At 62.6% G+C, this 11,573-nt stretch carries 11 protein-coding genes, 1 tRNA gene and 1 riboswitch; of the genes, 5 read left to right on the top strand and 7 right to left on the bottom strand.

The window, feature by feature from the left end:
* Nucleotides 1-129: 129 nt before the first annotated feature.
* Nucleotides 130-1,476 carry a lysine N(6)-hydroxylase/L-ornithine N(5)-oxygenase family protein gene (locus tag DBV08_RS21760; protein WP_095971457.1) on the top strand — a complete coding sequence of 449 codons (1,347 nt, stop codon included), beginning with the start codon at nucleotides 130-132 and terminating at the stop codon, nucleotides 1,474-1,476.
* Nucleotides 1,473-1,721 (top strand): MbtH family protein, encoded by a 249-nt coding sequence (locus DBV08_RS21755; RefSeq protein ID WP_003945538.1) that lies wholly within the window; start codon nucleotides 1,473-1,475, stop codon nucleotides 1,719-1,721. The genes DBV08_RS21760 and DBV08_RS21755 overlap by 4 nt, the downstream gene beginning before the upstream one ends.
* An 80-nt stretch (nucleotides 1,722-1,801) precedes the next feature.
* Here the strand turns inward: DBV08_RS21755 and DBV08_RS21750 are convergent, their stop codons facing one another.
* Nucleotides 1,802-3,229: a threonine/serine exporter ThrE family protein gene (locus DBV08_RS21750; protein WP_007734361.1), complete on the bottom strand. Its 1,428-nt coding sequence runs from the start codon at nucleotides 3,227-3,229 to the stop codon at nucleotides 1,802-1,804.
* Between the two features lie 122 nt (nucleotides 3,230-3,351).
* Here DBV08_RS21750 and DBV08_RS21745 point away from each other — a divergent pair.
* A tRNA-Thr gene (locus DBV08_RS21745) sits at nucleotides 3,352-3,426 on the top strand.
* 124 nt (nucleotides 3,427-3,550) lie between these two features.
* Here the strand turns inward: DBV08_RS21745 and DBV08_RS21740 are convergent.
* The 5 genes from DBV08_RS21740 to DBV08_RS21720 all read right to left on the bottom strand — a co-directional run bounded on the left by DBV08_RS21740 (nucleotide 3,551) and on the right by DBV08_RS21720 (nucleotide 7,907).
* Complete coding sequence (locus DBV08_RS21740) at nucleotides 3,551-4,348, bottom strand: GAF and ANTAR domain-containing protein (protein WP_095971456.1); 798 nt, start codon at nucleotides 4,346-4,348, stop codon at nucleotides 3,551-3,553.
* Between the two features lie 478 nt (nucleotides 4,349-4,826).
* Nucleotides 4,827-5,642 (bottom strand): ABC transporter, encoded by an 816-nt coding sequence (locus DBV08_RS21735; RefSeq protein ID WP_095971455.1) that lies wholly within the window; start codon nucleotides 5,640-5,642, stop codon nucleotides 4,827-4,829.
* A gap of 47 nt (nucleotides 5,643-5,689) precedes the next feature.
* Nucleotides 5,690-6,004 (bottom strand): multidrug efflux SMR transporter, encoded by a 315-nt coding sequence (locus DBV08_RS21730; RefSeq protein ID WP_095971489.1) that lies wholly within the window; start codon nucleotides 6,002-6,004, stop codon nucleotides 5,690-5,692.
* A 14-nt stretch (nucleotides 6,005-6,018) separates the two neighbouring features.
* A riboswitch (guanidine-III (ykkC-III) riboswitch) is annotated at nucleotides 6,019-6,081 on the bottom strand.
* Nucleotides 6,082-6,127: 46 nt separating this feature from the next.
* Nucleotides 6,128-7,357, bottom strand: a complete 1,230-nt coding sequence (locus DBV08_RS21725) for a hypothetical protein (protein ID WP_260395697.1) — start codon at nucleotides 7,355-7,357, stop codon at nucleotides 6,128-6,130.
* A gap of 31 nt (nucleotides 7,358-7,388) precedes the next feature.
* Nucleotides 7,389-7,907, bottom strand: a complete 519-nt coding sequence (locus tag DBV08_RS21720) for a hypothetical protein (RefSeq protein ID WP_124568809.1) — start codon at nucleotides 7,905-7,907, stop codon at nucleotides 7,389-7,391.
* A gap of 129 nt (nucleotides 7,908-8,036) precedes the next feature.
* Between DBV08_RS21720 and DBV08_RS21715 the strand changes: the two genes are divergently transcribed.
* Together DBV08_RS21715 and DBV08_RS21710 are read left to right on the top strand one after the other, a co-directional pair.
* Nucleotides 8,037-8,753, top strand: coding sequence for a response regulator transcription factor (locus DBV08_RS21715; protein WP_124568808.1), 717 nt, complete (start codon nucleotides 8,037-8,039; stop codon nucleotides 8,751-8,753).
* A complete protein-coding gene (locus DBV08_RS21710) occupies nucleotides 8,750-10,201 on the top strand; it encodes a cell wall metabolism sensor histidine kinase WalK (RefSeq protein ID WP_124568807.1) in 1,452 nt (483 codons plus the stop codon). The genes DBV08_RS21715 and DBV08_RS21710 overlap by 4 nt, the downstream gene beginning before the upstream one ends.
* A gap of 23 nt (nucleotides 10,202-10,224) precedes the next feature.
* Here the strand turns inward: DBV08_RS21710 and DBV08_RS21705 are convergent, their stop codons facing one another.
* Entirely contained in the window at nucleotides 10,225-11,496 is a 1,272-nt protein-coding gene (locus DBV08_RS21705; protein WP_234036677.1) for an alanine racemase, read from the bottom strand.
* Nucleotides 11,497-11,573 lie beyond the last annotated feature (77 nt).

The raw sequence follows: 11,573 nt of genomic DNA, 5'->3' as shown, positions 1-11,573 counted from the left end.
GGGTCGACCGCTATACGAGGGCTCACAGTATTGATACCCTCACCTCATTAAGGGTAGCCTTTGCTACTTACTTCGGGACATCGATTGGCGACCGTATCAGGTCGTCCCGTCGGGGATGGACTACCTGTAATGAGTGAATCACCGAGAGACTCCAGCGCCGAACCTGCCATTGTCGACATCGTCGGCGTCGGGTTCGGGCCGGCCAACCTCGCGTTGGCCATCGCTGTCGAAGAACACAATGCAAATTGTGCAGCCGTTGATCGGGTGAACGCGCGGTTCTTCGAAAAGCAGTCTCAGTTCGCGTGGCATCCCGGGATGCTGCTCGACGGTGCCACGATGCAGATCGCGTTTCCGAAGGACCTGGTGACCTTCCGCAACCCGCAGAGCGGATACAGCTTCTTCTCGTATCTGTTCGAGCAGGGTCGACTGGTCGACTTCGTCAACCACCAGACCTTCTTCCCCACACGCCACGAATTCAACGACTACCTGTGCTGGGCAGCTCGACGAGTCGACGCGGACGTGCAGTTCGGGACAACCGTCGACGGGGTCGAGGGCATCAAGAACTCCGACGGCGTGGTCGATCGCTTTGCGGTTCGCACAGCCGACGGTGACACGGTGATCGCGCGCAACATCGTCGTCGGAGCCGGGCTGAAAGAGCGGATCCCGGAGTGGGCAACGCCGTCGTCCCGGTGCTTCCACAATCACCAGTTCCTCTTTCACCTCGAAGCCATGCCGGAGCCCGTACACAACCGGTTCGTCGTTCTCGGCGCCGGCCAGAGTGCCGCAGAGATCGTCGACTACCTGCACACGAACTACCCGACCGCCGAAGTGCACAGTGTTTTCGCCCGCTACGGCTACAGCCCGGCAGACGACAGCCCGTACGCGAACCGCATCTTCGATCCCGAAGCCGTCGATCAGCTGCACGGCGCCGACGCCGCGGAACGACGTCGACTGCTCGATTTGCACCGCAGTACCAATTACTCGGTCGTCGACATCGAACTGATCAACAAGCTGTATGCCACCGAGTATCAGGAGATGGTTCGTGGGCCGCGGCGACTGTTCATGCGTCGGGCCTCGGAGATCACGAGCGCTGTCGAGACGGAATCCGGCATCGAACTGGCCGTCCGTAGCAACCTCGACGGCTTGACCGACACGCTGTCGTGCGACGCACTCATTCTGGCCACGGGTTTCACCCCGGCACCGCTGGACAATTTGTTGGGTGAACTCGTGCCGGATTCGTCCGTTCCGCGTAACGTCAGTCGGGATTATCGACTGGCTGTAACGGAGGACGTGACAGGCGGTATCTATCTGCAGGGTGGGACAGAACAGACTCACGGATTGACGTCGTCGCTGCTGTCGAACGTGGCAGTGCGGGCGGGGGAGATTCTGGCGTCGGTACTGAGCCACCAGAACCGAACTGGTGCGCTTGCTAGTCTGGGCGCACAAGACACGTACGTAACGAGTGAGGCGAGATGAGCACTAACCCTTTCGATGACGAAGACGGCCGCTTCTACGTGCTGGTGAACGACGAGGACCAGCACTCGCTGTGGCCCACGTTTTCCGAGGTCCCCGCCGGCTGGCGCGTGGTGTTCGGCGAAGACAGCCGCAAGGCGTGCCTCGAATACGTCGAGGCGAACTGGACCGATATGCGTCCGAAGAGCCTGCGCGAGGCCATGGAAGCCGATCAGGCTGCCGGCGGAAAGCATGCAGTCGAGAGCTGATTCTCACCGCTCGGAAACCGCCGAGTGAACCGAAAGAGCTGGGCACCGTCAGGTGCCCAGCTCTTTCTGCTCGTATCTCTCTACTTCTCGGTGACGGGAACCCGGCGTCTGCGCTTGCGGACCATCGGCCGGCGTAGCGAGTCGACGCGCATCAGGATTCGGGGACGACGCAGCGTGCGCGCTCCCCATTCGCCGAGCGTCACGCCCGCGGCCAGGGCGCAGCCGATGCCGAAGGCCGACAGCAAGGCAGTCAGGCCGATCAGTACCTGGTCGTTGAGCAATGCGTACAGGCCTCGATACAGCGACAGGCCGGGGAGCAGGGGAGTGATGCCGGCGACCGCGACAACCAGCGGAGGCGTCAGGGCGCGGCGTGCCATCAGGCCACCGGCAAGACCGACCACGGTTGCGGCGATCGCGGCGGCGATCACAGGGCCGACGTCGAGTGTCTGCACGAAGATCGACACACCACTGCCGGCCGCGCCGCCCAGGAACGCCGCGGTCAGTGCACGGCGCTCGGCATAGCAGGCAAGCGCGTAGAAGACTGACGCACATGCACCGGAGAGCATGAGGATCGGCAACTGGGTGATGGTGGAGACTTCCACGTTGATCGGCGGAAGCGTCGAACCCAGCATTCCGGTCATCCGCAACGAGATCGCGACGCCCGCGATGATGCCGCCCGTCATCATCACCACTTCGAAGAATCGCGCGACAGCCGTGATCGGCGCACCCATGATCGCGTCCTGGACCGAGCCCACCAACGACAGCCCGGACAGCAGGACGACCACTCCGGCCGCGATCACCAACGACGGCCGGATACTGATCCCCAGCTGGTCCTGAAAGGTATAGAGCGTCGCTGCGGGCGCAGCCGCGATGAGACCACCGACAACCTGCTGGAAGAAGAACGGCAACCCGAAACGGTTCAGTACGCGGTTGACGCGGTCGATCACCATCGTCGTCAGAAACGCGACTGTGGCAACGAGAAACCCGCCGCCGAGCAGGACGGAGACCGAAGCCGCCATCGCAGCCCAGGCCATGGTCGCGGTCCATCGGTTGTACGGGTGGGGCGCTGTCGTGATGGCTGTGAGCGCGTCGTGCGCTTGGTCCGGGGTGATCGCCTCACGACGGATACGACGCGTCAGTCGGTCGACAGCCGCCAATCGTGTGAAGTCCATCGAGCGGTAGTGGACGATGCGCATCGTGCTCGCCGGCGGTCGCGTCGGGCCGCGATAGGCAGAGAGCACAATCGAGTTGTAGGTGACGTCGACGTCACACTGGGCAAGGCCGTAGGTAGCGGCGATGAACTGCACCTGCTCCGCCGTGTCCATGGCCGCGGTCCCGGATGCGAGGAGGACTTCGCCGACCCGAACCGCCAGGTCCAGGACTTCTGCGACGACGGCGTCGTCGGTGAGGTCGATCGGTTGAAGCGGTGCGGGAGCCGACGTGACCGTGTCGACGGTGGCTTGGCGGTTACCCGTCAGGCGTGTGAGTACTTCGGTGAATTTCGCCATCAGGGGGCGGAGTGGGAGTTGCGCATGGGGCCCACGCTATCTAACGTGACCCGGGCGCGGCCACCGTGACGGCTTGGATATGATGGCTCCGCAAAGTCAGTCGCGGGAACGCGTCGGTCTTCGCCTCCTTAGCTCAGTGGTAGAGCACTCGCCTTGTAAGCGAAAGGTCGTCGGTTCAATCCCGACAGGAGGCTCCATCGAAGAGGGCACCCACCGAGAATTTGGTGGGTGCCTCTGTGTTTTCCAAGATGCGGTGTTTTCCAAGATGCGGTGTTTGCCGAGATGCTGCTGTGTTTGCCGGCCCGGTTCAGCAGGCCCGGATCAGTTGGTCTCAGGCTTGTTCGTAGCCTGACGCGGGTCGATCGCGCCGTCGATGTACTGCTGGGCGATCACTCGCAGTTTGACGTTGCTGCGCTGCGAGTCCTGGATGAGGATGCGGAAGGCTCGGTCGGCGTCGACGCGATGAGTGCCCATGATGATGCCCTTGGCCTGTTCGATGACGCCTCTCGATTCGAGTGCTCGCTCGAGGTCCATCGCGTGCTTTCTGGCGATGTCGAGGCGCTGCGAGCTGTGCAGTGCGTAGGCCGAGGTCACGGCGAACAGTTGAAGCAGTGCGACGTCGGCTCCGGTGAAACCTCGGAGGTCGTGGCTGTAGAGATTGAGGGTCCCCAGCGGGCGATCTCTACCGGGCAACGGCATCGACAAGAAACTGACGGCGCCGACTGCCTTTGCCGCGCTTGCGAATTGAGGCCACCGGCTGTGAGCTTCGCTGGCATGTGCGCGGACAACCGTTCCTGTGCGTGACGACGTCACACTCGGTCCGTAGTCCAGTCGGAATTGAATCGAGTCGACGGTGCGAACAAGTTGGTGGGTGGCGGCTACGGTTCGGAACGTCGAATCCGAACCGCCGATGGTAATTCCGGCCATGTCCGCGTCGGCGATGAGGTCGACGGCGTGTTTGCAGACCTGTTCGAGGAACTGCTCTGCCTGAGCGTGTGGATCGAGGTGCGCATAGAGCGATTGCAAGGCGTCCGAGGCGGCGTCCAGGCTGTCCTGCGACGCGGAATTTCGGCCCCCGGTGGGGCCGCGGTGTTCCCTGGCAATGCGCGGCGCCGTCATTGTTTCAACCACCCTTCCCCATCACGTCGCAGGCATGTCCGATTCGTCTTATTGTTGCACCGGACTAACTGTTGTGCACTCTGTTTGGGTGGACAAGTGTCTGATGAGACGGACGGTTATGCGGAGTGGGCTCCGTATGCCCAATCGTGATGTTTGATTCGGCCGTTAGCGGGTAGTGCGCCGATCTTGGAATTATGTTGTCCTGCAACAGTTAACGTGAAAACTGCGACCGGGGTACAAGTTTTCTCCGCAATGGCGCGCAGGTCGCGAACTTGGCCTATTGTCAGCGCCAGCGCACAATCTTGTACGCGTAACCCGTAGACAGTGAAGGGGATACGACGATGAACGGACTGATCGCGGCTCTGAACAGCGGAATGACAGTTGGCTTGGCCAACACGATCCTGACTTTCGGCGGAATCATCATCAATCTCAATATCGTGATCAACAACTGACCGCGTAATCGGCGAGTAACCCTTCGTTATGCCGACTCGATCGGAAGGTCCGGCCCTGGGCGCTCGCTCTTGCTCTTGAGCCACCGATTGGGAAGTTTGCCGGCCAGTTCTCCGAGTGGACCGACTGCAGCACTGAGGATTCCGACGGTTTCTTGAAGTACCTCGATGCTTGCGCTCATTCGCTCGAGGTTGGGGGCGAGGGAAGTCAAGGTGTCGGACAGTGCAACGATCTGGTCAAGCGGGCCGCCTTCGGCGATGAGCCGCTCGAAGGCGCCGTTCTCTGCCAGGAGTGTTTCGAGGATGCCGTTCTCGGCCAGTGCGCGATCGATGACGCCGTCCTTGGCCGTCAGGCGTTCGACGGCACCGTCCTGTGCCGTCAGGCGTTCCAGCGGACCGTCCTCGGCCATCATTCGATCGAGCAATCCGTCCGGGGCGAGTAGCCGCTCCAAAGCGCCGTTCTCGGCGAGCACTCGATCCAACGGGCCGCCCGGGGCCAGAAGTCTTTCGAGTGGTCCGCCGGGAGCGAGTAGTCGTTCGAGAGTGCCGTCGGGTGCAGTCAGTTTATCCACCGGACCGCCGGGTGAGAGAAGTCGATCGAGCGGCCCACCGGGGGCCAAGGCCTGCCCGATGGGCCGATCGTCTGCAGTAAGCGATGACAACTGCTGAATCATCTGCATGGGTCCGCGGGGGCTTGCCAGGCCGGCAGCACCCGCCGTCACGGCGCCGGTATTACCGACGGCGATACGAACTGTCGTGACCGTCAGCTCCGCGATTCCCAAACTGATCTCTGCGGCTGCAATGCCCGCGCGTAGGGGAAGCGTGAGCATCTCCAGCAGTTTCATGCATTAACTGTAACCGGTAACACACAAACACTCACCAGGATCGCCGGTCAGTGAAGGACCTTCAGACCGACGACACAACCGACGATGCCAAGGATCAGCAGTATCTTGACGACCGACGTGGACTCCGCGCCGGTGACCATCGCATATCCGACGGTAAGGGCAGCGCCGATGCCCACCCAGACCGCGTACGCAGTCCCGATAGGAAGGGTGCGCATTGCGTAGGCCAGACCAGCCATACTGACGATCAGGCCGAGGACGAAGACGACGGTGGGTGACATCTTGCTGAATCCGTCGGACTTACCGAGTGCGGTAGCCCAGACAGCTTCGAAAAGTCCGGAAATGACGAGCACGATCCATGCCATGGTGAACAACTCCCAAGGCACCGTCTTTTCGCTGGCCGGGTACGGTGCGCTCGTCCGGATGTCGTCGTTGACCAACCAACCATAGCAACAGAATTCTGCGTTCCGACCCGATCAGCTGGCGATTTAGGTCACCACCGCCGTTCGAACTCTCTTCTGATGGATGGCCGTCATGGCCACCACGATCGTCGCCGTTGCCGCGAGAACGGCCAGTGGAATCGACGTGTTCACCGTGGCAGGACCGTGTTCGGCGAGCGGACCGCTCGACCACCCGAATTCCTGCGCGGCCGGGTCCAAGAAGGTCGCTGAAACCGAGAACAACGTAAGAGCGAAGGGCAGTACGGCCCCGCTCGAAACTGCTCCGACCGCAACAGGCAGGCATGACGCGACGGCCAGTCCCAGCGCAAGCGGGAGGACGAGGATGTGGGTAACCGTGGTCGGGGCGGCACCCAGCAGTCCCGAGAGTGTGGTCACGGCAAGGAGTCCCAGCCCGAGTTGGGGCATCGGCCTTTTCCAGCCGACGACGACGCCCAGCGCCAGGGCAGCAGCGCTCGCGGGTATCGCCCAAGTCCAGTCGGACGAAAAGCGGATCGTGCCGACCGAAACTGCGCTGACTGCCAGTCCGACGAGTATGAAACGACCGTCGTGTGGGGGCAACCGCCAAGCCAGTGCGACGGTTACGACAACCGCGATCCCCACTGCAGTCAACCAGAACCCATGTGATGTCGACGGCGAGCCCAACCACACATGGAGAGCCGTGAATGCCAGAGGCAGAACAACTCCCAGCGTCACCAGGCGTGTGTCGACGTCGTCCGGTGCCTGCTCTGAGCGTGCGACTGAAGCGACCCCGCCCACGAGAAGAGTTGCAGCGAGCAGAATCCAGACGGGAACCGTGGACGGCACGGGATAGGTGTCACCTGGAAGTGTGAGTGACCATCGCGCGACGCGATCGCGCCACAAGTCCGCGGCGCCGAAGTACAGGGTCGTCGTGATCAGCCCGAGTGCGAGAGCGATTTGTGCTCCGCGGTGCCCCTTCGTCGGAAATGCTGCCGCCGCGAGGAAAGCGCCGGCCCCGATTGCATTCAGAGTCACCGACATTTGGGCGGAGATCGAAACGAATGTCGGTAGCGCGATGGCGAGGGCGCCGGCCGCAGCGAAGACACTCGCGAATCTGCCACGTCCCCAGCGATGCAGTAGCGCAACGCCGACCGCGGCAACTACCGCGGCGGTTGCTCCCGCCCACTGCGGCGTGATCACCACCGAGGTAACGCCGTCGTCGGAGAACGAGAAGTCGTCCACTCGCGACTCGGCCACTGCGTATGCGGCCACCACGCCGCCGACCAACGCAGACGCCACAGGACCGTAGAGCTGAGCGATTTGAACTGAGCTAGGTTGCTGCATAATTGGTCGCATTTTTGCACAACTCTCCGATGCGACCGACCGTCACGTCACCGTGCGGATCCATCCACACCGGTTCCCCGTCTCGACGTCGAGGAACAAGCAGATGGCGCCCTCGGCTCGGCCACTGGACGAAGTCGTAGCCGGCCAATTTGGTCTGAACGATATCGGCGACCCACACCGCAGCGTCCGCGAATGCAGTGTCCATCGATATTGCGTCTTCCATCGGCATTGCGTCGAAGTGGCTGAATCCGCCGATGTCGCGTGCGCCTTGCCAGCCGATCGTGACGTTGTAGTCGCTGTTGATCGAAAATTCCCAGATCAGACGATCGACAACCACTTCAGGCCCGAATCGCAGACAACGCAGATCTTGGGCAACAGCAGCAAGGGCTTGTGCCCAAGACTCCGGTGGCGCGAAGCCGGGATCCTCGCCGGGATCGGTGTTGTTGGTGAACAGAGGAATGCGCCAGGTCAAGCAGTCTCTGTTCCACAGTGGGGGCAGTGACATGCCGCGTCCTTCCGGTTCGTGGGCCCTGCGCCCCAGCTTTTCACCTGCACTCAGCTTTTCACCTGAACTCAGCCGTTCACAGGAAGCTCCCAGGGAACATACAGCGGGATTCCAGTGCCAAGGGAGAAGATGGTTCTCGTGACCGACAAGACCCCTGAAGCCCGCATCCTCGTCGTAGACGACGAACCCACCATCGTGGAGTTGCTCTCCGTGAGCCTCCGGTTCCAGGGTTTCGAGGTGGCAACTGCTTCGAGCGGCGCCCAAGGCCTGGACGTCGCACGTACTTTCCGTCCCGACGCGATTGTTCTCGACGTCATGATGCCCGGGATGGACGGCTTCGGTCTGCTTCGACGCCTCCGCGCCGACGGCGTGGACGCGCCGGTCCTGTTTCTGACGGCGAAGGACTCGCTTGACGACAAGATCAGTGGTCTGACCCTCGGCGCGGACGACTACGTCACCAAGCCGTTCAGCCTCGAAGAGGTCGTGACGAGGTTGCGGGTCATCCTGCGCCGTGCCGGTCGCGGTGTCGCGCCGGAGCAGTCGCCGCGCGTGAAGTTCGCCGACATCGAACTCGACGACGACACCCGTGAGGTCTGGAAGAAGGGCGAACTGGTCGCACTCTCACCCACCGAGTTCACACTGCTTCGTTACTTCATGGTCAACGCCGGGACGGTCCTCAGCAAGCCGCGGATTCTCGACCACGTCTGGAACTACGACTTCGGCGGGGAGGTCGGAGTTGTCGAGTCCTACGTGTCCTACCTGCGGCGCAAGGTGGATACGGGGCAGACACCGCTGATTCACACATTGCGTGGGGTCGGCTACGTGATGCGTGAACCGCGGCAATGATCGCCGCCGCGGAAAACGATCAGCTTCCGAAGCGGGGTCGTTTCCGTCTCCATTCACTGCCGCTGCGCTTCACACTGGTTGCCGCTTTGCTGGTGTTGGCCGCGCTGGGTTTGTTGGCGTCGGGCGTGGCGGTCACTTCTGCTCTCGAGAATTCGCTGACCCAGCGGACCGACAAAACGCTGTACGAGGCGGTCGACGGTTGGGCGAAGCCGCACACCAGAGATCTACAGCCGCCCAGTGACGTCGGCCCGGGCACCCGCCCACCCAGCCCCTTCTTCGTCCGGACAGTGACCCCGGACGGACGGGTGATAATCCTGAACGACAGGTCGACGACCACGGAACCCGACCTGTCGAAAGATTCCACCAACGGCCCGATCACCGTCGGATCGAGCGACGGTTCGGACGTGAACTGGCGAGTTCTCACGACGGTCCGCGACGGCACGACCACGACTATCGGTGTGCGACTGACGGATAACGAGCAGACCGTCGACGACTTGGTCGGTCTGCAACTCGGCATCGGCCTGGTTGTCCTGCTGATCCTGGGCGGCGGAGCGTATTTCGTGGTTCGTCGGAGCCTTCGCCCGCTGGTCGAGGTGGAGGAAACTGCCGCTGCCATTGCCGCCGGCGACCTTCATCGACGCGTTCCGGAGCGTGACGACCGCACCGAGGTCGGCCGACTGTCCGTGGCGCTCAACGGAATGCTCGCGCAGATTCAACACGCATTTGCGGCGACCGAGGCTTCGGAGGAATCAGCACGGCGTTCCGAGGAGAAGATGCGTAGATTTGTCGGCGACGCGAGCCACGAGTTGCGCACACCCTTGACGACTATTCGTGGATTCGCCGAGTTGTATCGCCAAGGGGCCATGACCGATACGGAAACGCTGATGAACCGGATCGAGGGCGAGGCGTCGAGGATGGGACTTCTGGTCGAGGATCTGCTGATGCTGGCCAGGCTCGACGAACAGCGACCGCTCGAGAACAAGCCGGTGGATCTGCTTGCAGTTGCGGCTGATTCGGTGCAGGCGGCGCGTGCGATTGCACCGGATCGAACTGTCAAACTTCAGATGACCGGCGGCCCAGGCCTGCCCGAGGTGCACGGTGACGAGGCCAGACTGCGTCAGGTCGTCGCCAATCTGGTGGGCAACGCGATCAAACACACCCCGCCGGATGCGCAGGTCACCGTTCGTGTCGGTACGACCGAGAACTCCGCGGTGGTCGAAGTTTCGGATACCGGCCAGGGTTTGAGTGACGAGGATGCCGCGCGTATCTTCGAGCGTTTCTACCGCGCGGACACCTCTCGCACCCGCGAGACCGGGGGCGCCGGTCTCGGCCTGTCCATCGTCTCGGCTTTGGTTGCAGCGCACGACGGAACCGTCGGCGTCGAGACGGCCCTCGGGCAGGGAACGACGTTCCGCGTCGAATTGCCGCGTGACCCGAAGGACGACTGACGAGGACTTACGGGCGCTGTTTCTCAGAAGTAGGTGTGCACCGTGCCGACGACGCGGTATTCCGAGTCGACCTCGGGAATCAGTGACCACTTGTCGAAAGTGGTGCACGGATGCGAGATTCCGCAACCGAGCAGATCGCCGACGGTCACGTCGAAGTCAGCCGGAACGTCGACGTACGCGTGCTGGTCGTTGAGCGCGGTGATGGTCAGTTCTCGCGCCGAGCGGTTGGATCCGTCGCGTCGGCGCCACAGGACGATGGGAAAGCCTGCGTCGGAACCGACGTCGCGACGCCCGAAACCCAGGATCGCGCGGCCGGGTTCCGGAATCGACAGCACGACACCCCAGACTTCTGCGGCTCCCTGCAGAGTTCGCGGACCGTCCGCCCACGGCGAAGTCTCGGCATAGAGACCGTGATCATGGGTGATGTAACAACCACTGCGCAGTACGACGCGTACGCCGTTGTCGAGCGCCCACCGGCCGGCCAGTTCGCGCACCACGAGATCGTGAAATGCGCTGCCGCCGAAAGTGACCAGCGGCCGGGGAGCCTTCGCGGAGTTGTTCTCGAACAGGTTCTCGGCCACACAGATTTCCGTGAACACCCGCGCGGATTTGAGATACGAATCGACGGAGATACGGCGGGCGGCTACCGAGGCTCCTGGCATCATGCCCTCGAACCCCTCGACTCCGGTGAGAATCAACGAAGGAGCCTGCGACGCTGCGCGTGCAACATCGAGTGCCTGCTCGACCGTGCGAGCGCCGGCGCGCCCGCTGTCGTAGCCCAACTCGACGAGAACCCGGATACGGCTGGCCGGTGAGACTTTCGCGATCAACTGTTCCATCAACCGGACGCTCTCGACCGAGTCGACGAGCGTGGTGACGAAGAAATCGGGATCGGTGGCCTGGGCGTCGCAGATCCACCGAATGCCGGCGGGATCGAGAACCTGGCTGGCGATGACGATGGTGTCCACACCGAACTCACGCAGGATGCGTGCCTGCGCAACGGTTGCCGCCGTCATAGCCCATGCCCCGGCGTCGAGTTGCCGACGAACCAGTTCGGGGCTCATCGTGGTCTTCGCGTGGGGCGCCAGGTCCACATCGTGATCGGAGCAGAACTGCGCCATGAGGTCGACATTGTGCGCGATCGCTGCACGGTTGAGTGTCATCACCGGCAGCAGGAGGTTGCCGTCGAGTGCCGAGATCCCCAGCGGCTCGAGGTCTGAACCGTCGCGACCTTCGAGGTCGGTGCCGAAGGCCTTGTGCTGCCAACCGATCGGGGGGTTCGCGAAATCCGTCATGGCATCGATTGTGCCGTTGATTGCAGACGATGTGTTCATGTGTGGTGACTTTCTGTCAGAACTATGCAGGTCAGAAG

The sequence above is a fragment of the Rhodococcus sp. KBW08 genome (assembly GCF_003852455.1).
GTDB classification, from domain to species: domain Bacteria; phylum Actinomycetota; class Actinomycetes; order Mycobacteriales; family Mycobacteriaceae; genus Rhodococcus_F; species Rhodococcus_F baikonurensis.
The sequence above is the reverse complement of the archived record's forward strand: the minus strand, read 5'-3'. Positions and strand labels throughout refer to the sequence as shown.